The 21,503-nt window shown below is 46.4% G+C and carries 33 protein-coding genes; 23 read left to right on the forward strand and 10 right to left on the reverse strand.

Annotated features, from left to right (window positions below):
- Positions 1-50: 50 nt before the first annotated feature.
- Entirely contained in the window at positions 51-1,541 is a 1,491-nt protein-coding gene (locus AC0KH7_RS06140) for an RNA polymerase factor sigma-54 (protein ID WP_472371666.1), read from the reverse strand.
- 171 nt (positions 1,542-1,712) lie between these two features.
- Between AC0KH7_RS06140 and AC0KH7_RS06145 the strand changes: the two genes are divergently transcribed.
- On the forward strand, positions 1,713-2,165 hold the full coding sequence (locus AC0KH7_RS06145) for a hypothetical protein (RefSeq protein WP_472371668.1): 453 nt from the start codon (positions 1,713-1,715) through the stop codon (positions 2,163-2,165).
- Positions 2,166-2,343: 178 nt separating this feature from the next.
- The gene (locus tag AC0KH7_RS06150) at positions 2,344-3,228 is read left to right on the forward strand and encodes a hypothetical protein (RefSeq protein WP_472371670.1); all 885 of its coding nucleotides are present in this window, start codon (positions 2,344-2,346) and stop codon (positions 3,226-3,228) included.
- Here AC0KH7_RS06150 and AC0KH7_RS06155 read toward each other — a convergent pair.
- Positions 3,117-3,719 (reverse strand): hypothetical protein, encoded by a 603-nt coding sequence (locus tag AC0KH7_RS06155; RefSeq protein ID WP_472371672.1) that lies wholly within the window; start codon positions 3,717-3,719, stop codon positions 3,117-3,119. The genes AC0KH7_RS06150 and AC0KH7_RS06155 overlap by 112 nt on opposite strands.
- Before the next feature lie 255 nt (positions 3,720-3,974).
- Here AC0KH7_RS06155 and AC0KH7_RS06160 point away from each other — a divergent pair, with 255 nt between their 5' ends.
- The 21 genes from AC0KH7_RS06160 (at position 3,975) to AC0KH7_RS06260 (ending at position 15,317) form a co-directional block, all read left to right on the forward strand.
- Complete coding sequence (locus AC0KH7_RS06160) at positions 3,975-4,181, forward strand: hypothetical protein (protein ID WP_472371674.1); 207 nt, start codon at positions 3,975-3,977, stop codon at positions 4,179-4,181.
- A gap of 168 nt (positions 4,182-4,349) precedes the next feature.
- A complete protein-coding gene (locus AC0KH7_RS06165) occupies positions 4,350-5,207 on the forward strand; it encodes a DNA cytosine methyltransferase (protein ID WP_472371676.1) in 858 nt (285 codons plus the stop codon).
- Entirely contained in the window at positions 5,204-7,306 is a 2,103-nt protein-coding gene (locus AC0KH7_RS06170) for a replication endonuclease (protein ID WP_472371678.1), read from the forward strand. Before AC0KH7_RS06165 ends, AC0KH7_RS06170 begins: the two co-directional genes overlap by 4 nt.
- Positions 7,307-7,320: 14 nt before the next feature.
- Entirely contained in the window at positions 7,321-7,680 is a 360-nt protein-coding gene (locus tag AC0KH7_RS06175; protein ID WP_472371680.1) for a hypothetical protein, read from the forward strand.
- Positions 7,681-7,689: 9 nt separating this feature from the next.
- A complete protein-coding gene (locus AC0KH7_RS06180; RefSeq protein ID WP_472371682.1) occupies positions 7,690-8,052 on the forward strand; it encodes a hypothetical protein in 363 nt (120 codons plus the stop codon).
- On the forward strand, positions 8,045-8,347 hold the full coding sequence (locus AC0KH7_RS06185) for a hypothetical protein (protein WP_472371684.1): 303 nt from the start codon (positions 8,045-8,047) through the stop codon (positions 8,345-8,347). Before AC0KH7_RS06180 ends, AC0KH7_RS06185 begins: the two co-directional genes overlap by 8 nt.
- Positions 8,348-8,349: 2 nt before the next feature.
- Complete coding sequence (locus AC0KH7_RS06190; RefSeq protein ID WP_472371686.1) at positions 8,350-8,853, forward strand: hypothetical protein; 504 nt, start codon at positions 8,350-8,352, stop codon at positions 8,851-8,853.
- The gene (locus AC0KH7_RS06195; RefSeq protein ID WP_472371688.1) at positions 8,853-9,569 is read left to right on the forward strand and encodes a hypothetical protein; all 717 of its coding nucleotides are present in this window, start codon (positions 8,853-8,855) and stop codon (positions 9,567-9,569) included. Before AC0KH7_RS06190 ends, AC0KH7_RS06195 begins: the two co-directional genes overlap by 1 nt.
- 327 nt (positions 9,570-9,896) lie before the next feature.
- Positions 9,897-10,736: a major capsid protein P2 gene (locus AC0KH7_RS06200; protein ID WP_472371690.1), complete on the forward strand. Its 840-nt coding sequence runs from the start codon at positions 9,897-9,899 to the stop codon at positions 10,734-10,736.
- Positions 10,737-10,745: 9 nt separating this feature from the next.
- Positions 10,746-10,991 (forward strand): hypothetical protein, encoded by a 246-nt coding sequence (locus tag AC0KH7_RS06205; protein ID WP_472371692.1) that lies wholly within the window; start codon positions 10,746-10,748, stop codon positions 10,989-10,991.
- Position 10,992: 1 nt separating this feature from the next.
- On the forward strand, positions 10,993-11,148 hold the full coding sequence (locus tag AC0KH7_RS06210) for a hypothetical protein (protein ID WP_472371694.1): 156 nt from the start codon (positions 10,993-10,995) through the stop codon (positions 11,146-11,148).
- Positions 11,145-11,348: a hypothetical protein gene (locus AC0KH7_RS06215; RefSeq protein WP_472371696.1), complete on the forward strand. Its 204-nt coding sequence runs from the start codon at positions 11,145-11,147 to the stop codon at positions 11,346-11,348. The genes AC0KH7_RS06210 and AC0KH7_RS06215 overlap by 4 nt, the downstream gene beginning before the upstream one ends.
- Entirely contained in the window at positions 11,345-11,719 is a 375-nt protein-coding gene (locus AC0KH7_RS06220) for a hypothetical protein (protein WP_472371698.1), read from the forward strand. The genes AC0KH7_RS06215 and AC0KH7_RS06220 overlap by 4 nt, the downstream gene beginning before the upstream one ends.
- Positions 11,712-12,506, forward strand: coding sequence for a hypothetical protein (locus tag AC0KH7_RS06225; RefSeq protein ID WP_472371700.1), 795 nt, complete (start codon positions 11,712-11,714; stop codon positions 12,504-12,506). The genes AC0KH7_RS06220 and AC0KH7_RS06225 overlap by 8 nt, the downstream gene beginning before the upstream one ends.
- Entirely contained in the window at positions 12,503-13,243 is a 741-nt protein-coding gene (locus tag AC0KH7_RS06230) for a hypothetical protein (protein WP_472371702.1), read from the forward strand. Before AC0KH7_RS06225 ends, AC0KH7_RS06230 begins: the two co-directional genes overlap by 4 nt.
- Complete coding sequence (locus AC0KH7_RS06235; protein WP_472371704.1) at positions 13,244-13,996, forward strand: phage tail fiber repeat family protein; 753 nt, start codon at positions 13,244-13,246, stop codon at positions 13,994-13,996.
- The gene (locus AC0KH7_RS06240; protein ID WP_472371706.1) at positions 13,993-14,355 is read left to right on the forward strand and encodes a hypothetical protein; all 363 of its coding nucleotides are present in this window, start codon (positions 13,993-13,995) and stop codon (positions 14,353-14,355) included. The genes AC0KH7_RS06235 and AC0KH7_RS06240 overlap by 4 nt, the downstream gene beginning before the upstream one ends.
- A gap of 65 nt (positions 14,356-14,420) precedes the next feature.
- Positions 14,421-14,828, forward strand: a complete 408-nt coding sequence (locus tag AC0KH7_RS06245) for a hypothetical protein (RefSeq protein WP_472371708.1) — start codon at positions 14,421-14,423, stop codon at positions 14,826-14,828.
- On the forward strand, positions 14,825-14,986 hold the full coding sequence (locus AC0KH7_RS06250) for a hypothetical protein (protein WP_472371710.1): 162 nt from the start codon (positions 14,825-14,827) through the stop codon (positions 14,984-14,986). The genes AC0KH7_RS06245 and AC0KH7_RS06250 overlap by 4 nt, the downstream gene beginning before the upstream one ends.
- Positions 14,983-15,144, forward strand: coding sequence for a hypothetical protein (locus tag AC0KH7_RS06255; protein ID WP_472371712.1), 162 nt, complete (start codon positions 14,983-14,985; stop codon positions 15,142-15,144). Before AC0KH7_RS06250 ends, AC0KH7_RS06255 begins: the two co-directional genes overlap by 4 nt.
- Positions 15,144-15,317 carry a hypothetical protein gene (locus AC0KH7_RS06260; RefSeq protein WP_472371714.1) on the forward strand — a complete coding sequence of 58 codons (174 nt, stop codon included), beginning with the start codon at positions 15,144-15,146 and terminating at the stop codon, positions 15,315-15,317. Before AC0KH7_RS06255 ends, AC0KH7_RS06260 begins: the two co-directional genes overlap by 1 nt.
- A gap of 666 nt (positions 15,318-15,983) precedes the next feature.
- Here the strand turns inward: AC0KH7_RS06260 and AC0KH7_RS06265 are convergent.
- The 8 genes from AC0KH7_RS06265 to dusA all read right to left on the reverse strand — a co-directional run bounded on the left by AC0KH7_RS06265 (position 15,984) and on the right by dusA (position 21,404).
- Entirely contained in the window at positions 15,984-16,478 is a 495-nt protein-coding gene (locus AC0KH7_RS06265; protein ID WP_472371716.1) for a hypothetical protein, read from the reverse strand.
- Positions 16,479-16,499: 21 nt separating this feature from the next.
- On the reverse strand, positions 16,500-17,036 hold the full coding sequence (locus AC0KH7_RS06270; protein ID WP_472371718.1) for a helix-turn-helix domain-containing protein: 537 nt from the start codon (positions 17,034-17,036) through the stop codon (positions 16,500-16,502).
- A gap of 235 nt (positions 17,037-17,271) precedes the next feature.
- Entirely contained in the window at positions 17,272-17,610 is a 339-nt protein-coding gene (locus tag AC0KH7_RS06275; protein ID WP_472371720.1) for a helix-turn-helix domain-containing protein, read from the reverse strand.
- 78 nt (positions 17,611-17,688) lie between these two features.
- Positions 17,689-17,943, reverse strand: coding sequence for a type II toxin-antitoxin system RelE family toxin (locus AC0KH7_RS06280; protein ID WP_472371722.1), 255 nt, complete (start codon positions 17,941-17,943; stop codon positions 17,689-17,691).
- Between the two features lie 207 nt (positions 17,944-18,150).
- On the reverse strand, positions 18,151-18,507 hold the full coding sequence (gene arsC / locus AC0KH7_RS06285) for an arsenate reductase (glutaredoxin) (RefSeq protein ID WP_472371724.1): 357 nt from the start codon (positions 18,505-18,507) through the stop codon (positions 18,151-18,153).
- 21 nt (positions 18,508-18,528) lie between these two features.
- The gene (gene xseB, locus AC0KH7_RS06290; RefSeq protein WP_472371726.1) at positions 18,529-18,756 is read right to left on the reverse strand and encodes an exodeoxyribonuclease VII small subunit; all 228 of its coding nucleotides are present in this window, start codon (positions 18,754-18,756) and stop codon (positions 18,529-18,531) included.
- A gap of 21 nt (positions 18,757-18,777) precedes the next feature.
- Entirely contained in the window at positions 18,778-20,355 is a 1,578-nt protein-coding gene (gene xseA, locus AC0KH7_RS06295) for an exodeoxyribonuclease VII large subunit (protein ID WP_472371728.1), read from the reverse strand.
- Complete coding sequence (gene dusA, locus AC0KH7_RS06300; RefSeq protein WP_472371730.1) at positions 20,352-21,404, reverse strand: tRNA dihydrouridine(20/20a) synthase DusA; 1,053 nt, start codon at positions 21,402-21,404, stop codon at positions 20,352-20,354. Before dusA ends, xseA begins: the two co-directional genes overlap by 4 nt.
- Positions 21,405-21,503 lie beyond the last annotated feature (99 nt).

Consider the following 21,503-nt stretch of genomic DNA (forward strand, 5'->3'; position numbering starts at 1 on the left):
ATTGAGCTATCGAAAAAGAAAGGGCGGTGCTACGACCAAGGCGGCACCGGCTATTTAAATTTATTGAGTTTTTTACGTTCGCTGGATGACGGAATGTTCAGCGCTTCACGATATTTGGCGATGGTTCGCCGTGCGACATTGATTTCTTTGTCTTCCAATAATGCCATCAGCTTATTATCGCTAAGCGGTTTATTGGGGTCTTCGTCATCAATCAACTGCTTGATGTGCGATTTGATGGCAATGGCGGATTGGTCTTCACTGCCGTATTGTGACACCCCGGTCGAGAAAAAGTATTTCAACTCAAAAGTCCCACGTGGGGTTTGCATGTACTTCTGGTTGGTGGCACGAGAAATGGTCGATTCATGCAGCTCCAGCGACTCCGCTACATCGCGCAACACCATCGGTTGCATGGCTTGCTCTCCTTCGTCAAAAAAGCGAGCCTGTTTTTCGACAATGTATTTTCCAACGCGAAGCAGGGTTTCACCGCGGCTTTGGATGCTTTTAATCAAACCTTTCGCTTCGGTCAGCTGTTCTTTAATTTGTTTGGCTTCCTGGCTGCTTGACCCCAGGTCTCCGGCCATGTTGATGTAAGCGGAGTTGATGGTTAAACGCGGGAACGCTTCCTGGTTCAGCTCCACCATAAACCCATCTTTGGTGCGATAAAGTCGTAAATCCGGAATAACGATTTCCCCCTGTGTAGAGGAATATTCGCGCCCGGGTCTTGGGCTGAGCGATTGAATAACTTGAATGACTTCCGCCAATTCGTCATCGTTTAGAAGGTAGATTTTTTTAATGCGTTTGTAATCGCGTACGCTGAGAAGATCGAAGTTTTCTTCGATAATTTTGATGGCGGTCACAACATAGGGGTTTTGATGTAAAGCCTTGAGTTGCAGTATCAGGCATTCCGATAAGTCTCGTGCGCCAACGCCAGTGGGTTCAAACTGCTGAATCACCTTCAGTACGGCTTCGATGTCCGGTAAGCCAATCAATAAATCGGGCTCTTTTGCTTGGATGTCGTCCAGAATTTCTTCCAAAGGCGTTTTTAGATAACCTTCGTCGTTAATGTCATCAATAATGTAAGAGGCAATCAGTTCCTGCGTTTCGGTCCATGAGTAGATGTCAGATTGCCAGTAAAGTTTTTCACTCAATGTCACTTCGGATGCGGTGTAGTTCTCCGGTGCGGTATAGTCGTCACTATCCGCTTTGATTGAGCTGGAAGCAGGGGAGACATCCGTGTAGACCTCTTCCCATTCACAATCAATTTGCAAATCCTCGGATAAGGTATCGGATTCTTCGATATCAATTTCATTCTCACTGGCATCAGCCACCTCAGTAGCTTCTTCCTCATCGGTAAATTCTTCAGCATCATCTTCCGGGCGGTCTTCGTCGAGTTCCAACATGAAATTGGTTTCGAGTGTGGTCGAAATGGTTTGCTGAACTTCCAACGCGGAATATTGCAGAATCTTGATGGATTGTTGCAATTGCGGCGTCAGCTTCAGTTGTTGACCAATATTAATTTGTAAGCCCGGCATTAATGCCATAGAGAATCTCTCCTTTGTACCCGTAAATGATTAATGGTTGAGTATCTCAGTAATGTTTATATAATAATCGAAAATTCACTAAAACGGTATGCTCTTGGAGTAGAGTTTTAAAAAACATGCCAGTTTTTAAATTTCAATTCAATAATACAAAAAATGAGAGGAGCGACAGGGATGTCTATCAAACAACAAGCCCATGCGATCGTTGATGCACTGCCGGATGATGCCGATTGGAACGAACTGGTTAAAAGTCTGTATCGTAATCAAAAAATCACCTTGGGAATGACCGATCTCGAGTTGTCGCAAAAAGATTTATCCGAAGCGGAAATTTCGACCATTATGGGGCGCTTGGAATCCTCCAGTTCACGTCCGGACGATATGCGTGACACCCGTTCTTACAACCCGGGAAATGCCGCTACGCTTGGCATGGTCTCCGGGATTATCGCGGTTTTCTTTGCTTTTGTTTTCCCGCCAATTACTTGGTTGGCTGCGCCGATTGCCGTGGTGGCCGGTGCAATTGGCGTAAAACACCACCAGCCTAGAGCCTGGGTACCGATTTTAATGGCCATTGTCTCCATGGCACCGATGATTATGGTTTTGAGTGAGCACGTCGATTACTTTAAATAGTTTCTCGTTCAAAACAACCTCACCAAAGAAACGCCCAGGCCTGGGCGTTTTTTGTATGTAACATTCAGAATTAGTCCTTTTATTTGAATAACTTATAACATAAACCTTTTGAAATTCTTTACAATGGTTCATGCTTAAAAAATAAGCATAAACACTAGCTTTTAAAAGGATTGTTATTATGAAAAAAAGGAACTGGTTAGTACTGGTATTTTTATTACAATTTTCAACCTATTCACTAGCGGCATCCACATTTGAAACGTTCTTTTCGGATGTAATGGGTGACGCCACCCGAGTCAAGATTCCCACTAAAGAAATTTCGACTGTAAGAACCAATACAGAGCAGGTCGCTGTTGCAAGTAAAACCCTTAATGAATTAGGCATTCAGCCAACCGGCGCTTTTTATTTTGAAGTGGATTCCCAGTATTGTGGCTTCGCCGGGATTGCCTGGGGAGATACGCTTGAACAAATGGTGGATAATAAAATCATTCTTCACAGTGCCAATACCTCCGGCATGCTCGTAGATTTTGATAATAACCAAGTTACCATTCATAATTCACACGGCTACGATGGCACTTATCCAATCAGTCAATATGGTGATGCCAAAGATATTCGTTTTATTGCTGGGGACTGGAGAGCAAATGCGTGTGACCTTAAGTGGCGGTTTGATGCTGAAGAATGGGTGTTGGATACAAGCGCTTTACCAGGAGATGTTGGACCAATCACTGCGCCGGCAAAAAGTGCAAACACCATTATCTCGACAGAAGTTTTGCCGGATATGAATGGCAATGGTTATCCGGAATTGGCCGTTTTGATGATTGCAGGCTCCACAAGCAAACCTGTTGTTGTCATCAAAGACAGTCACTCTAAAACTTTAATCAAACGAATTCCGTTCTTTAATGCCAACTGGACACCGAAAGATTTCACTTATCTCGACGACATTAATGGTAATGGTTATTTCGAAATCTCCGTTTTGGCAATCCATAATGAGAATGGAAATGTCCGAAACCAAATCAAGGATTCCGAAACCAAAACGAAAATACACAACATCGTATTTCCAAAATAAAGCGGTATAAGCAGTATAAAAAGGAACCAGAGGTTTTTCTCTGGTTTTTTTTGATATATAAATGTTCGCATAATGTATAGAGGGTCGCTTACAGAAGTGACGCTATTCGATACAGTCGACGCGGCGTAAGATTCGGAGGGTGCGAAAGTCAATGCGCCCGCCAACATCAGAGCGCCAAACCCAGCCGCGCCGCCCTTTGCGGCTTTAGCCCAAAACTTTTTCACTTCTTCATTTTTTGCGCGCTTTGCGCGTAATGCTCCAATGATTTGCATGGGGTCGACCTGCGCATAATAGGCAATGGCAAAAATAATATCGTCGTCGTCGCACTCTCGTTCGCTTTTAAGATAAGAGTGAATTCCGGTGGTGCTGATACCTAAAACCTTTGCAAGTTTGTAATCCGTTGCCTTTGTGAATTTCCCGGATTTTTCAGAAAGTTGTTTCGTTACTTCGTTCCGAGCCATTTCTAAATATTTTGCTGTTATGTCGCCCATGGTTATTTCCTTAAAGTTAGGTGTTCTGAAAAAATTACTTCATGGTTGAAAGATAGTTTTTGTCTATTCTCCGGTAATTTTCCGGTAAATCAATATTTCCCAGCCGAGAAATTTTTACTTGACATATTTCCCGGTTAGGAAATATCATTCGATTTAATATTTCCCGGTCGGGAAATATTCCTTAAAGTTACCCCGGCGACGGTCGGGGGTTTTAAAACGGCTTTGGGAACACTTCTTTTTAACTTTGGGGGTCTTATGGAATTCAGTATTGAAGAACTTTTATCCATGTTTTGGGCTTTGGAAAAACGGATAGATGAGCGTTTTGAGTTTTTTCAAGGTACTTTTCGTGCCGGGTTTTTTGGTGAAATTGAAATGAGTTTGGTTACGGAAGATATTTCAGCATTGCGAAAGGTGGAAGAAAGAATTAAAAACTACGGTGGGGTAGCGATTTATGAGAGTTGAATTTGTTATGGAAATAGCAATCTTTCTAATGGTTTTGCACGTGCATAAAGGCTAGGTAGTGTTAATGAGCGACCTATTCAAAAACCTTACCGAAGCCCATCTAACGCCAGAGCAAAACAAAGCGCGTTTGCACTGGCTTTTATCTCACCGTTCTGGCCGGGGTTAAAAATGATTCTTTCAGTTTTTCCCGGCATTGATTTGCTTGGCCGAGCGTTCACCGAACAGGGTTACAACGTTGTGCATGGCCCTGATTTGTTGTGGGGCATGGGAATTGAAAACTTTAATGCCGAGCCTGACGTATTCGAGGGTGTTATTTGTACGCCGCCTTGTACCGAATTTTCACTTTTAAACCGAAACCCTGATCGCGCGGAAGGTTTGCGTTTGTTGGATGAAGGTAGGCGAGTCATTGAAGAGACGCAACCAGATTGGTGGCTAATGGAAAACGTGCCAACCGTACCAGATATGAAGATTGAAGGTTATTCATGGCAACGGTTCGACATCAATCAAGGGTGGTATGAAGGTGTGACGCGGCTTCGTCATATTCAGTTTGGTTATCGGCTGGATTTGTGTCCGGCCGGTCGGTATTTGGACATTCCGCGAGGTGAAGTTTTGCCGGGGTGTGACGGGTGTGCCGTGGCGAATGATGACCGTTCGTTTAAAGAGTTGGTGCGCTTGCAGGGGTTGCCGGCCGATTTTGATTTGCCGAGTTTCAACGTTAAAGGAAAAAAGCGGGCAGTGGGTAACGGTGTTCCGTTGGTTCTTGGGCGTGTTTTGGCAAAAGAAGTTAAACGTGTGACTGGCCAGGCTATTCATATTGGTGACGTGGCCAACGAAAAAAATGTGACAGGACCAGGGGCAAAATGTGACCGTGCAGCAGTAGAAAAATGTGACGTTCCGGGTAAGGAAAAAACCGTGACAGGACCAGGTGAAAAACGTTGCGTTATGTGCGGTCGAATTGTGACGGGTCGAGCCAAAACGTGTTCCGCCGCTTGCCGAAAAAGACTAAGTCGCCGGGGTGGTGAATGAACCAAGCGCAACACATGATTGTAAACGAGTATCTGATAGATAAGTTTTGCGATTCTGTGCCGCACGATTTTCGGTATTCGGTCAAACAGCGTTTTTTGAAAATGGCCGATAAGTTCCGGGAATTGTACGGGCGTGACCAAGCGAAAAGAATGGACATTCTTTTGGATTTTGGCGTAATGCTGAAACAGGTCAAAAGCGCCGTGCATGACTACAAGCGATTGCGCTCAAAACGCGCTCAAAACGAAGCGGCTTTACAACGTCATTGTGAGCGCTTTTCCCTCCGTGTTTACGACTACATTAACGAGCATTCTTACGCTTTTAATGTTTCCGAAGATACGCCGAAGTCCGAACAGTTACACGCATTGCAGGGGTTGGGGTTGGTGTATGGAAAAATCCGCAGTCTGGCGGAAGCCGACGGCTTTGTAAAGGTGCCGCCGCTGGATTGGGAGAAGTATCTAACCGATTTTGCAGAAGACCAAAAGGAATACCACCGGGATGTTTTGAGTTTTGTAATCAAGGCGACAGATCCGGCGACGTGGTTCCGAAAATACAAGCGTGAAATTCGCCGACAAAAAGAAGAACTGGCCCGGCGTTTGGGCTTTGTGTCGTTGTACTGTTCGGAAAATGCATTGCGTGAACAGGTGGCGACGGACAAGCGGAACCAAATGTTTTTGTCAGGCATGGAAATTGAACGCGACGATGGCGAGCGTTTTTCACTTGATGAAGTTGTAAAACACTCGCTGGCGAACCCGGCCAACCGACACGCTCAAATGATGGCGCGGGTGGCCGGGCTTGAGCGCCTTGGAAACGAGTTGAATTACACGCCAACCTTTTACACTTTGACGGCTCCGTCGAAGTATCACAAAAAATCAGACTATTACGACAACAAAACACCGGGGGAAGCGCGGGAGCATTTGCAGGGCGTTTGGGAAAAAGTGCGCTCCCACATCAATAAGCTGGGCGTCGATTGGTTCTTTGTTCGTGTGGCCGAAGCCCACAAAGACGGCACACCGCATTGGCATTTAATGGTATGGGTTCAACCGGGTCGAGCCCAAATGCTTGTCGATAACGCTTTCAAAGTGTACGCGATGGAAACCGATAACCGGGAACTGGTCAATAAGGACGGTTTTATCCGCTTTGTGCCGCCGGAAAAACACCGGAAAAAGGGTGTAGTTTTCCGAACACCCCGGCTGGAAATCAAACGTATGTTACCGCATCTAGGCCACCCGACCGGGTACATCATTAAATACATTTCAAAGAACATTCAGCGCCACGACGAAAGCAAGGCACCGGATGAAGTGACGGCCAACGCCGACCGGGTGACAACTTGGGCGCGAACGCACCGTATTCGCCAATTCCAATTTGGAGGGGATGCAAAGTTGGGCGTGTGGAAAGAGATGCGCCGTTTGTCGGATGAAGTAATTAAAAAGGAAGGGTTGGTTTTATCGGAAAAGGCCGAACAGTTGCGCCAGTATTGCCGGAATAACGATTGGTTCAATTATGTGTTGATGATGGATGAATACGACATTGTTATTGATAAAGAGTTGATGCGGTCGGAGGAAACATTTTCGCGGAAAGAGGTTGTGAAGGGGGTTCGCTTCTTGGGGCATGGGGAAGACTATCAAACGCGGTTCCATGAGTGGAAAAAAGTAGTGCCGGAACCGGCGCAGGCCGGAGCGCCGCCGAAGGCGAGTGCGACAGCTTGGAGTCCTTACACTAACTGTACGTTTGAAATTAAGGACGAATCGCCGCTCATTGAAGCGAAAAGCGAATTTGACCGAAGGCTGTACGAGTTCGCGCCGGAAATTACCGGCATGGTCGCCAAAGGTTTTGACTATGACAGTGTTTTGGATGCGGTCAGGCGGCGAAAAATACCGGAAATCCTTTCCGAAAAATACCGGAGTTGGGTGGTTACGCCCGATTTATTGGATTCTGTGGTTGTCAAGTTGCAGGGCGTGGTAAGCGTACACGACTTGGCCGGGGAATATGAAGCGTTCGGCGGCATGGTCGGAACGTTTGACGATTATGTGGGCGGGTACCTTGAACAAATGGCGAAAGAGTATTTGTTCGACGAATATGCGCTTGATTTTTTTGAGTGAGTAAGGGGGCAAGTATGTCGTGCGGCTGTCCGTTGTATGTGCTAAGTGGTGAAAATTTAGGGGGGAACATGGGGCCAATTCCACAAGAAATAAGAGTTGTAAATTTTGGTGGGTATAAGTTTGAAAAGCTTATCTATCCGACGCCGGAAGGTCAAAAAAACGAGGTAATAAGAATATCAAAAGTAGTTAAAAAGTTTTGCGCTGAATTTGAAGAACTTTGTTATCCGGAAGGGTTCTTCGTTGAAGATGGCGAAATTTATGTAAATGTGGGGCGTGGCAGTAGAAAAGAAAAGCTTTTTGAAAATGAAGATATGAGACTAGAAAGCAAACAGGGTTATTTGAGACTAGTCAAATTTTTGAACGCAAAAATGTAAGGGGGAAGCATGGGGCATTATAGCGAAAACAGAGAATCGGATTTACCGGTGCAGTCACCGGTAACGGTGGAAAGAATCGCCGGGGATTTGGCCGGGTTGTTGTCGGAAATTCACCGTGGGAAAGCCAGCATTAAACACGACTTTGAGCGGGTTAAAAATTCCGAAAAAGTCCGGGAAGTTTCCGAAACATTACAGAGCGCCGGGGTGTTTGGTCTGGCCGGGATGATTCCGAAATTACAGGAAGTTATTCCAGAATTAGCACCGCTTTATAACGCAATGTTGAAAGCGCAAGAAGTGGATGAAAAACAAACGCAAGTGATCGTGGAGCTGGTCAAGCGCGTGGAAGAATTGGAGGGGCGTTTGAATGGCTGAAAAAAAACCAATTTGCACGGGAAGAAATGCCGAATTAGGAAAATATCAAATTTTTGAAACGGCGAACGGGGCGCGGCTTTATATCAAGTCGGAAAAATTCGGGCTGGTGAATATGCAGGGTAAGCAATATCAGGAAAAGGCGCGGGCGCTTTTGGCAGAGTGTCAAAATGTGCCAGGCCTGGCCGAAAGTGACGCGCCGGCCGAAAAACCAGAAACACCGGTAAAACCGGAAACACCGCCGGAACCGGCACCGGAAAACGACGGCTTCTTTTCAAGATTATTTAACAGGGGGTAAGCATGAATCCAGTGGATGTGTCACCGGAAAAGGTGGCGAGTGAATGGGCGGACTTAGAGGAAAAATACGGGCTATTACCGGAAGAAGACGAAGCTGGTGCCGGTAATTTTTCCGAAGAAACGCCGGAAAGTGGCGAAGCGGAAATTATCTTGAGTTCAGAGGAACGAGCCGTAAAAGAGCATTTGACAGCGTCGCTGATTAAAGGTTCTTTGGGTATGGTGTTGGGCGTGTTGCAAGTGACAGACTTGCCGGAAAATATCACTGATGATTTTTGCGCGTCGTGGGCTGTGGTGATTGTGAAGCGATTCCCTGATAATCCGATTACGGACTTTATGGAAGCCTACGGGGATTTAATTGCCGCCGGGTCAGCGTCGTTAATTCTGTTCGGTGCTATTCGCAAGTCACGGATGGAAATAGCAGTCAGTCAGAAAGAATTGAAGGAACGCGCAAAGGATGCCATGCGCGACAAAGTGGACGAATACGAAAATGAACAGGAGGCCGCATAATGCAGAGTCGACCAAATGGGGTTTTGGGTTTTTTTGTCGGTGTGAGCCGGTCTGGTAAGTCAACACCGATTAAAGAAATCGTGAAAGATGAAAAGCGTGTTTTGGTTTTTGACCCAAAAGACGAATATCAATTCTTGGGCTTTGAGCGATTTACCGACAAAAAAGCGTTTGTTGAGCGTATTAAGGGCGAAAAAGGGAACTGCAAGGCCTGTTTTGTGCCAACGTCTGGAAGCAAACAAGATTTTCAGTTCTGGTGCGCCTGTGCGTTCGTGTTCAATATGCAAGCGCGTGCGGTGCTGGTGCCGGAAGAATTGTCAATCTATTTGAATTCGTCAAAAGCAACCGGTGATTGGGGTCGGTTGGTTAGTCAATCGTTGGCCTATGGACCAATTATCTTCGCAACCGCTCAGCGTGGACAAAGTATTGACAATGATTTGATTAACAACGCATCGTTTTTGTATGTAACCCAGCACGGAACGGATGAAGACAAGCGGTATATGGTCAAAAAAATTGGCGGTGATATTACCCAGCTTCCGGCCAATCCTTATGAGTTCATAGTGTGGCGAGCCGGTAAAGGTATCTTAGTGCGTGAAGGAAAAACGACAAAGGCGGCAGGCGGGGCTATTAAGTTCCGTGGGATTAAGCATGGTTCAAATCGAGCGGTAAATCTAAAGCTTGAGCGTGACGGCACATTTAAAGGGGTGAATTACTTCTAATGTGACAGCGCTGCGCAATAAAAACCGGGTTCGCCCGGTTTTTTTATGCCCGAACGAAAAAAATTACCGGAAAAAATAATTTTTTACCGGAAACAGGGGGTTGACAGTTTCCGAAAACGATTTGATTCACTGTTAAAAAGCGCCGGGGAACGGCCTTTATTTTTTAACAGTTGCTTAGGGGTAAGTGAATGAAATTTCCAAAGGGTAAAGAGCTGGTCACGTTGATTGTGATTTGTTCAGTAGTGGCGGCGGTCGTTGTGTGGGCGTCGAATAACGTGTCTGTTGTTGAAGACACAATCGGTTAATCGGTAACAGGGAGCGAGAGCAATGAGAGACGCAAAAAAACGTTTAGACGGCTTCACTGGTGGCGGTTACAACAACCAGTTTAAACAGCAATTGGACGTCGGTTCAACGATTGAAGAAATCGTTTTGAATCTCGAAAACATCAATATCGACCAGGTTGATCGTGTCGAGTGTATCTTAAATGGTGATGCTTTCGTTTCCATCGACGGGAAACACCTGAAAGATATTGATACCCATTTGGGTATGCCGCCGGAAACGGGTGTCCTTCGTATTCCGTTCCGCGATTTGTCCTTGATGACCGACGCCGGGCAGAAATTTACAAGCCTTGTCACCATGCCGACTGACAATTTGATTTTGTCGGTGCGCATTGGTTCGCAGACGCAAGGTCAAGCCGATAATAACTTGGTTCCGGGTTTGTCCGGATTTATGACCGTATCGGCCAGCCGTGGTGTTCGTAAGGTGTTGCCACGAATTTATCAAGAAAATATCGCAATCGGTATGACCGGTGAAAACAACTATAAAACGTTTGTTACTGGTCCGTCTATTCGTCGTATGTTCTTCCGCGATGAAGGCCGCATGGAATCATTGCGAATCAAAGTCAACGATAAGGAAGTTTACGACCTAACCAATATCGAGCAAAGACGCGAACTTGAACGACATGGTTTGCATTCTGTGGGTGGTCAATTTGTCTTTGCGCCGATTATGACGCACTTCGGTCTATTGGATGCGCTGGACACGGCCGGGCGAAAACTTGAGATTTTGCCGACCGTGGAGACTCCGGGTGACATGGCTGTGGTCATGCACACTTTGGAATATGTCGACAATCCGCGAATGAGTCCTTTGAACGCTCTGAAATCGGCGTAAGGGGGTTATATGTCTCTTTGGGAAGACATTTACGACGTGGCCGGGGTGTTTGTCGAAAAGAACACTGAAAAACCGGCCGGGTCGGTTGAATCGGCAGTAACACCGGTTCAAGAACCGGTAAAAGGCACTAATCCGGACGGTTCGACGCAAGTAGTTGTTCAGCAAGCCGATAATTCAATGCTCAAATGGGGGTTGATTGGCGGCGGTGTGCTGGTTCTGCTTTTAATTTTTGTTCTGATTATTCGGAGCAAGTGATATGCCGTTGTTATTGATTCCGGCCGCATTGGGTGTGTTTGGCACCGGCTGGGCGGTCGGCAACTGGACGGCGGGCGGCTGGCTAAAATGGTTATTTATTTTAGTGCTGGTCGTGCTGGCTTGGTCAGCGGCTAAGAAAATGGGGATTATCAAATGATGGGAGCGGCAGGGGCCGCCGGTGGCGGCTATTCTGTGAGCGCGAGTTCGAGCGCGAGTTCGGGTGCCAGTAAAGGCGATACTAATATTCAGTTTGGAGCCAAGTTTGGCGACAACGGTATTTCAAATAATACGATGATGGTATTCGCTGTATTGGCTGTTATTGCGTTTGTGTTCTTTTTGTTTTTCTCGAAAAAATGATTAATTTTGTTCTGCATAAATGGGATGACGCACTTTTTTCATTGCTTAAAAATTCGCTTAGAGGGGACGGGCGTATTTTGAAAACGCAATGTGAAAATGGCCGTGCGCAAGCTATTCACATTAGTGACGGCGAGGGTATTGATTTGTGGTCAATTATGCGTCGTGAGCAAAAAGACGGTTATGCGGAGCTTGTGATTTGTTGCATCGAGGGAAAGGGGTTAAGGAAAGCCGCGCCGGTTATTGAGAAATGGGCGGCAGATAACGGGCATGAAACCATTCGTTTTCACACGCAACACAAAGGGCTTCATAAGCTGTTAAATAATTTTGAAGTTCAAGAAGTGGTTTATAGCAAAAGGTTGGTAAATGAGTAGTTCATCGAGTAGTTCAGCCGGTGACGTCATTAATGACAGTTCGGTCAATTTACAAAATGGCGGAACGGTCGTTCAAATGGGGGTCAATCCGCCGAGTGGTCGTGCTGGTTCCGGTGCAACCGGTGGTGGCAGTAGTTATGCATATAACGTGTTGGATGGCGGAGCAATCGAGTCGGCTTTCGGGTTCGGTGAAGACGTTTTAGGCTTTGGTGAAGACGTTTTAAACACGTTTGAAGGGTCGACCGGAGATTTGTTTGATTCGGTCGACAACGTTGTTGATGTCACGACAGAATTAAATAGTGAGTCGCTTGGTTTTGCTAGTGATGTATTTGATTCGGCGGTTGGTGTCACGGAAGACGCAATGGAGCAAAATGCTTACTCGACAGAGTTGGCATTTGACAGCGTCGATAAAGTCATTGACGTAACGAGCGAGTTAAACGAAAACACGCTTGGTTTTGCAAGTGGCGCAATTGAGTCCGCGGCTGGTGTCACGGAGAATGCTTTAGAGCATAACGCCTACACGACCGAATTGGCTTATGAGTTTGCTGATAATTCATTGGAGTCGGTGAATAAAAACAGTGCGGCGATGATGGGCTTTGCAGACAGTCAAGTGAATACTTTGGCGGCCACAACGAGCGGTGTTATCAATACTGTGAAAAGCCTGGCCGAAAACTTGAAAGCCGGAGCGACGTCTGAGCAAAGCGGGGCGCAAAAAACCCTGTTATATGTCGTGGTCTCGCTGGTTGCGGTGGTATTAATCGTTTTGATGATGCGGGGTAAAAAATGAAGTTTATTATTGAGCCGGGCGGACGTAAGCAAGTTGAACTTGAACACCGTTTCCTACTTGTCATTTACGCAAGTGATGTGTTTGAAATCGAAGTGGCTGGAAAGCCAGCTTTTGAACTGCGAAATAAACAGCGTATTGACTTGATGGAACCGCGCCGGGCGCAGTTGATTAACCGGAAAACGGAAGTTCTGGAAGTTGAATTGCAGACGTCAGCATTTGAGATTAAGGAACAGGATTCCGTAACCATCGCGCCGGGTTCGCAAGTAAGTATTGCGCCGGGTTCGTCGATTGACGTTGGAACGGTTCAGATTGCCGATGATGCGGATATCCTGATTCGGGATGGTTCTCAAGTTGGAGTAAATAATTTTCCAGATACGCAGAATGTAGAAGGAAAGGTTGTAGTGTCTGAACTTCCGGCGGTTGTAGTGTCTGAACTTCCGGCGGTGAGTATCGCGGATAAGGTCGTGGAAGATACTTCCGGCCAGGTGATCGGTTTGGACAAAATCGAATGTACGCCGCAGGTAAAAACGATTGCTGGTAACAGTAACCGCAAGTTAATTGAGATTAAAGCGGCCTTAGCCAATTCCGGGAATATCTGGATTGGCGGAGACGCCGCCGGGCGTGGCATTCCGCTTGGGATGGGGGAAGCCTATTCCGGAAAGATTACGGCAGACATCCAAATTTTTGCGGAAGTCGCCGGGGATGAAGTGTATTTGATGGAAGTCATGGGGGTCTAAATGCCAGTTTCAGGAGCAAACCCACTCGCGTTAATTGCGTCGTTGCAAAACGGTGCAAATTTGGTGAATTACTATGACAAAGACGCCATTAACGATATGCAATCGGCTCAAGATGAAGCCATTTTAGGCGCGGTGGGAACCGCGTTAAATCAGAAAAGCAACACCGGCCACGGCCACCAAATCAATGATGTGTCGGGTTTGCAGAACGCGTTAAATCAAAAAAGCAACACCGGCCACGGCCACCAAATCAATGATGTGTCGGGTTTGCAAGCCGCATTGGATACAAAGCTTGCTAATGGCGGAAAGGCGGCGGATTCGGATAAGCTGGGCGGGGTTGGCCCATCTAAATACGTGCGAACGAACTCAATTCAAGCACTTGCGGCATCGTCGCCTTTGAGATTTAGGCAGGATACGGGGTACTTGAGTATTTATAAGGGCGCGGGTTCTGTGTCAAGTTCTGTTAATTTGAATCCAATCATTAACGAGATGCTGGGCGGTCAAATCAGTGGCTTTGGGATTGGTGCGGTTCGCCGTATGGCGTTCCATAATTATCTTGATATTCCGGTTGATGTATATCAAGGGGATGAGGTTTTAGCCGCTATGGGGTCACCGACTGCAATGGTTGTGCTATACACAAACGATGCATCAGGCGGATACATGGAAATCCCGGAGGGGAAATGGATGTGTTTAGAGAAACTGTCTGCAAACCCTGATAGTAATTCTGGATACGCAATGTGGATGAGGGTCGAATGAATATTCAGTCTTTGAGCGAGGGAAATGAGTTTTTTAAAGTCACTTATGAGGGCGGAGACTCGTTGTACTTGGGGAAAGCGCAAATTGATTCTGATGAACGTTTTGAAGAAATCAAGGCGCTAATAGATTCCGGAGAATACCAGCCATTTGTGCCAATGTCACCAGAAGAAATCGAAAAGTTAAGCAACGAAAAACGAGTTTTTGAGATTGATAAACGTCTTGTGGAAATCGACTTAGAAAGCGTGCGGCCACTGCGAGCCATTCAAAACGCAACGCAAAAAACGGCAGACACGGACAAGTTGAGTGAATTGGACACGGAGGCGGCGCAACTGAGGGCAGAGCGCGCCGGTCTGGTGTGACGAAAGAAGTAAAAATTTTAATCGCGGTCGCGGTGGCCGCGTTGATCGGTTGGGGAGTATATAAAATGCGATTACCACGCGGGATTAGAAACAACAATCCGGGCAATATCCGAATGAGCGGGAGCGCTTGGGTCGGCAAAGTCGGAAACGACGGCGCGTTTGAGAAGTTCGACAAGATGGAAAACGGCGTGCGAGCCTTGACCATCCTAGTGTCAAACTACTATTACCGCCACGGCATTAAAACAGTGCGCGGCATTATCAACCGATACGCCCCGCCAAGTGAAAACGCCACCGATTCATACGTGAATCACGTCGCGGCCAAGGCCGGGGTAAACCCGGACGAACAATTGCCAGCGCTGGAACCGTATTTGCGCGATATTGTCGAAGCAATCATCTACCACGAAAACGGGCGAACGATTGCAGATTACGACATTGCGCGCGGTATTTCCGAAGGCATGAAGGCGGTCGCGTGAACGCTCAGTCAGTTGGTCAGGAAATTTTAAAAGGCGTGGTGATTGGCGTTTTCGTCATCGCCATTACATCGTGGATGCGGAATCGAAACATTATTGCGCCACCGGTAGCCAAGAATGAAACAGAGGATGGGTATTCAAACCTATGGGGGGTTCTATGAGTAGCGAAAAGAAAAAATCGAAAACGTGGTTAGGCTGGATTCTGTTTGGCGTCATTTCGGCTGGTGGTGTATATGTTGGCCTACCGCCAACCGTCACCGCGCCGGTCGCCAATGCCGTCAGTGATTCGGTATCCGAAATGGTCGAATGGGATGATTAATGGCGGAACTAGAAATTATTCGCCAGTTAGCAGAGTACGGCGTAACGGTGCCGGGCGGCGCGATGCTGTTCATTATCTGGCGGCAGTATTTGACCATTCAAGCGTTAAAACTTGAGTTGGTCAAGTTGAAAGTAATCGTGGAATCACACGACAATCACATCAATAAGGGGTAAGGCATGGCAACAAAAAAAGAAGCATTGAAGTCGAGCGGGCGACTAAAAAAAGGCTACCGCTACGGAAAAGGCGGGCGCATCATCAAGGCAAAGAAAGGCCGTAAAAAATGATGACGCGCCGTGATTGGGAAGGTGTTTCGGAGTGGTCTAAGTTTGTCGCCGTGATGATTGCCTTGTTTGGTATCTGGTATTGTCTTTGTAAGAAAAAACGATGATTCCAGATACAGTCACAACCAATAACACGGTCGATTTGAAGCCGGTCGAGGTCAAAATCTCATTGTCACTAGAGACAATCGGGGTTTTGATTTTTATCGCTCTGGCCGTGTTCGCTTATGCAGGGGTTAGGCTTAAAAAATGAGTGTTCAAACGGATTTTAGAAACGCTGCCGTGGGTGTCATAGTCGGCGGTTCACTGGCTTATGGTCTGGCTGAAAAGCCAGAACAGGAGCAAAAGGCGTTAAATTTAATTTTATTCGGGTGTATGATATGGGTAACGGTGTTTCTGATAGCGAGAAAATAATGTTTGATTGGATTTACGAAATCCCATTTCTGGTATGGTTAGCAATAGTGTTTGCTATTATGTTTGCGGTCGCAAGGTTTAAAGACGCGATTTAAAAACGTGACGCGCCGACCGCAAAAAGAAAAGCCCCGAAAAGGGGCTTTTTTGTTATCTGGTCAGCGTCAACGTTTCCGATATGTTCGCGCCGTATGCCGTGTACTGTAATTTATCATCGGTAAACACATCCACGGTCACCGTTATTTCAGACGGGTCGAGGCCATAATAACCAGCCGTGCCAAACTTGGCGAAAGCCGAAAACTCGCTTGCAGTAACGTCCAGCGGGAGCGCCAAAGAAGACAAATCAATGTAATCACCGGCAAACGAAATCAGCGTACACGTATCCAAATCAATCAACGCCGCGCCGCCGCCGCCATACCGTTGCACCTGTGAAATGGTCGTACCGTTCACCGTTTGGAAATCCGCCGTGTAAGAAGCCGTTAATCCGGTGCAAACCGTATTCGTCGCCACCGTATTCCAAGAGCCGGTTAAGGTCACGGTTTTGGAATCAACGGCGGGGGAATCACTACCGCCACCACCGCCGCCGCCACAGGCGGTCAAAAATGAAACAGTCAACAGGGCAAAGAAAATTCTAATGTTGTGCATTGCTAATCCTTATTTTTATAGTTAATTTTGCTTAAAAAGCGGAACAACTTTACCAGATTTAACGCTATTCTTGTGCAATTGAAGGCGCTCGTTATCATTCTTGAGCCGTTCCAGTTGCACGGATAACAGTTCATTATCAGCGGCCAGCGCCTTGTTATGGGCTTCCAATGCCGCAATTTGCTTTTCAAATTCGCGGATTTTTTGTTGTGCGTCGTTCCAAATTCGTGAGTATTGAGCGTTCATGTCGGCGGGTTCCATTCTTGTATGCGGCGTGTAAGGGTTAATCATTTTTTTGTCGGATGGGTGTATTCGGCAATTCGCCCAGGCCTGGCCAAAATGCGACAAATCACCGCACAAAAATCGCAACAGCATTTCATAGTGTTTAGGCGGTGTTCGGTAGTGCCGCCAGTGGGATTCGTGGCGGCGGATGGTGCTTGCAGAAATGCCGGTAATGTCCGCGAGTTCTTCGCGTGACAGTCCGGCGTATTGGCGGAGTTCTTTCAGGTAATCAGGGTATGTGTTGAGTGCTAACTTATCTAAGTATTCGTTACGAAACATAATTGCTCCGGTGCTTTGTTAAAAGCCCAAAGCAACGTTAGAACCATGCCGATGAGTGCCAAAAATACGACATAATGCGGAATAAACACGATGATAAGCCGCCCGCACTTTTCTTTTCCATGTTCGCATAATGTATATTATGTTAAATTAAATATTTATTAAAAAATCCATGTAAAAGCCCTATTATGGCGGCCTAACGCCAAATTAACGCTTTCATGGATTTATGAAAAAGTGATTATTCTTCTTCCAATTGTTCTAACGTCAAATTCATAGCTTCCGCTAATTTCTCTAACGTAGTTTTTCTAGGTTTACTCTGGCCGGATTCAATACGAGCCAAAGAAGATTGTTTTAAACCAGCCTTATCTGCTAACTCTATTTGAGTTAAGCCAATATGTTCACGCCAACATTTAACCAAAGAAACATCATTCAACAAATGACGTTCAACAATTTCATGTGGGATCAAACCGTTTTCTAAAGGAACACGTTTTCCATGCTCTAAAAGACTCATAAAGTCATCATAAGGAACAACAGCGAAAGCTGGCTTCCCGTTTTGTGAAACCACTGTATAGTCCATCTTTCTTACTCCTAAAGAATACTAAGTATCCTTTTTACTGTTACTAAATCTAATCTTGTTACTCAATGAGATGAAACGTTAATAAGTACGTTCATCCCGCTTTTTAACTTCTTCAATAGAAATAATTTCAATGACGTCATCAACATTAAAAAACACCCTGTAATCGCCAACTCGCAAACGATATTGATATTCATGTGACGACAAGGCTTTTACATTCGGAACATCAGGAAATCCGATTAACTTTTGAACTGAATTTGTAACCCGCGTAATAACCGCTTTATCTTTAAACTTTCTTAACTGTTTAAGCGCCTTGGGTTGCCAATTTAATTTCATCAAAAAACCTTGATAACGTTTATAACAATTTAATTATAACATTTATAACATTATAGTCAATGGATTTATATTAAAAAGTATTGAATAACCGTACTCAAATTGTACGTAAAAAGCATAAGAAATAGTCATAAAACAGTAGGAAATCGCAGATGAGCAAACTAACTAGCCCATCTTTTCTGTTCAGTTCTAAAAATTTTAAAGAAATATTTAAAACAAGCTAAGAACGTTTTCCGGTGGACGCCCGATAACGGCTTTATCGCCGATACGAACAATCGGTCGTTGGATCAGTTTAGGATGTTGATGTAGGATTTCCAGCCAGGCCTGGCGATTTGTTGCATTGTCTTTTAAAGATAATCCCAATGCTTTGAATTCCGCTTCGTCGGTACGAATGATTTCGGTGGGTTCCACATTCAATAAACGGCACAGTTCATCCAACACATCAATGCTGGGCGGCGTATCCAGATAACGGACTTCTTCAATCTCGTAACCGTTTTCTTCCAATAAGGCGTGCGTTTGGCGGCTTTTAGAGCAACGTGGGTTATGATAAATAATGGCGTGTTTCATGAGGTTTTCTTTGATTTATCGTTATTGGTCGGTGGTTTCCGAGTCCGTGTTTTCGGGAGCAATTCGCTTATTCAACGCGGCTTCAACGGCTTCAATGCGCGACTGGCAAATCTGATAAGCCCGCGTCGCTTCATCGACCATTGGCACCAATTCGTCAATATCGATTTCGTCGGAATTCGATAGTTTCTGAGCGATTTCTTGTAGCTTGGCGTAGTTTTTTTGATAACTTTCGTTGGTGCTGTCGGCCATAACACGTTCCTTTGATGGTGGTTATTCTTCTACCGGAATGGCTTGTATCGCGCCATCCTTAAAGGTAATTTCAATTTGCGACTGCCGCTTGGCGACTTCCGCAGACTTAATCGGTGTACCGCCCTTTTTGTCTTTAACGATCGCAAACCCGCGGTTTAACTGGTTTTTTGGACCGGAGCTTAAAACAAAGCGAATCCATTGTTTATTTTGGATGCGGGCTTTTTCCAAATATTGAAATGGCGCACTTTTCAAAGTGGCTTGGTACTGTATTAATTGATGTTTTTGCAGTTGCAACAGACTTGAAACCTGGTGCTTAAGCTCTTGATTTAGCTGAAACAAAACGTGTTTTTGTGTTTGAATCAACCCAAGGCTTTGGCGCTGAATTTGATAATGCAATGGTGTTAATAACCGCTTGAGCCGTTCGGTAATGGTGAGGCTTTGGCGTTGAACCGTTTTTTCCATCTCGGCGAGGGTCTGTTTTTGCTTTTGTACGTACAGCTGACTGGCTTGTTCAATCGTCAGCCAATGACGTTGTGCTTTTTGCGCCCCTTCAAAAATCGCTTGACGCACTCCGGCGATAACCTTACTGGGCGTATCAAACCGAACGGCGGCGACTTCGTCCAGCAAGGTATTGTCGCGTTCATGACCGATACCCGTCAAAACAGGGATTGGGGTCTGTGCGATGGCTTTAGCCAAGCTGTAAACATTCAGCGGGTTTAAATCCAGTTTGGCACCGCCACCGCGGATGATGATTAGGGCATCGAACGGATTGGCATGATGTAACGCTTCAAAAGCCTCGAAAGCGGTGAGCATTTCCGATTCCACCTGTTCCCCCTGGAAAGCAGAATAGAAATATTTGAATTCGCAGAGTTCGGCTTGTTGCAGCAAATCAGCATCGGCACGAAAATCGCCTAAACCGGCCGCATTTGGTGGCGCGATCACGGCAACACGGAAAAAATCCGTCGGCAAAGAAAATTGTTTGTTACGGTCGTAGAGTTGCTCGGCCACCAATTGCTGACGGATTTTATTCAAATTGGCTTCCAATTCACCCAGCGTGAAGCTCGGATCAATGTCCTGAACCACGAGAGAGAAACCGAACTTTTCATGGAAATTAATTTCGGCCAACAGCAATACTTTTTGACCCGGTTTTAACTCGGAACCGGTTTGTTTGGCGAAGGTGTCCATAATTCGGGTTACTTGGCGCTGCCAAATCATGGCTCGGCAAGTCGCGACTGGCGCACCGCTTTCAGACGTTTCCGTCAACTCCAGATAAACGTGCCCTCTTCGTTCATTCAGATTGGCGATTTCGGCTTTAACCCATACCGCGCCGGGAAAGGATTGGCGCAGCGCTGACTGCACTTGAAACATCAGCTGGCCAAGCGTGACGCCCTTCTCTTTTTCATTGGCGGGCACGGCGTCGGGCGCCAAAGGGGAATCGACAATGGACAAGGTTGGCTGATTAGGCAACCAGCGTTCGAATGGCGCTAGGTCGTCGGCCAAGTTTTCAGGCACATACCATTTTTTTTCTACAGGGTTCCAGCGTGCGCCCAAGGATTTGGCCGCGTCTTTTTCCGCAAAGGGCACTTCCAGCAAAATCATCGGTTTTGTTCTTCCATTCGTTGGATTTCTTGCGCGACCCGGCGATAAGCTTCCTCTAGGACCTCAATGCCGGCCCCCGGTTGGAACGCATTTTCGGAAATGTAACGGCGCCACATACGTCCGCCCGGCAAGCCGGCAAACAAACCCAGCATATGACGGCTCACCTGGTTCAGTTTCCCACCGGACGACAAATGTTGTTCAATATAAGGGTACATGGCTTCCAATACGGCTTCACGATTCAATGGTTCAGACGTATCATCATAATAAAGCCGGTCGACTTCCGTCAATAAGTACGGCTTTTCATAAACGGCTCGCCCAAGCATCACGCCATCCACAGCCGGCAGCTCGCCGTCGGGTTGCAAAAAAACCAAGCCGTCTTGAGGGGATGCAATTCCGCCGTTAATGGCAATTGGCCAGCCGGGGAATAATTGCTTAATGCGTCGAACCCAGTCGTATTTCAACGGCGGCACTTCGCGGTTTTCTTTGGGTGAAAGCCCTTGTAACCAAGCTTTTCGAGCGTGAATGATCATGCCGTCTGCGCCGGCGGCATGCACTTGAGTCACAAAGTCCACCAGAGTTTCAAAGTCTTCCTGATCATCGATACCGATTCGCGATTTCACTGTCACCGGAATGGTCGATACGGCCGCTTTCATCTCGGCCACCCCTTCTGCAACCAACTCCGGATGGCCCATCAAGCACGCGCCAATCATATTGTTTTGCACCCGGTCAGACGGGCAGCCGACATTGAGGTTAATTTCCGAATAACCCCACTCTTCGCCCAAGGCAGCACATTTGGCCAAGTCTTCCGGGCCGGAGCCGCCCAGTTGCAACACCACCGGCACATCCACGTCGGAATGCCCCAAAAAGCGTTCCAGATTGTTGCCGTAAATGATTGCGCCCGTCGTCACCATTTCCGAATATAACCAGGCCTGACGTGTGAGCTGACGATGAAAAACACGGCAGTGACGGTCGGTCCAATCCAGCATGGGAGCCACCGAAAAGTGTTGGGCACTGCATGATTTGACGCTAGTGGTTTGATTTTTGGGCAAAACGCTTCCTTATTGCGAATCAACAAAGAAACGTATTATAAGTGAAAGCCGCCTGAATATCAGCGGCATGCTGTTTTTTACATAATGGATGCCCGCCGA

Origin of the sequence: Hydrogenovibrio sp., assembly GCF_965140365.1 — a bacterium.
Classification (GTDB): Bacteria; Pseudomonadota; Gammaproteobacteria; order Thiomicrospirales; family Thiomicrospiraceae; genus Hydrogenovibrio.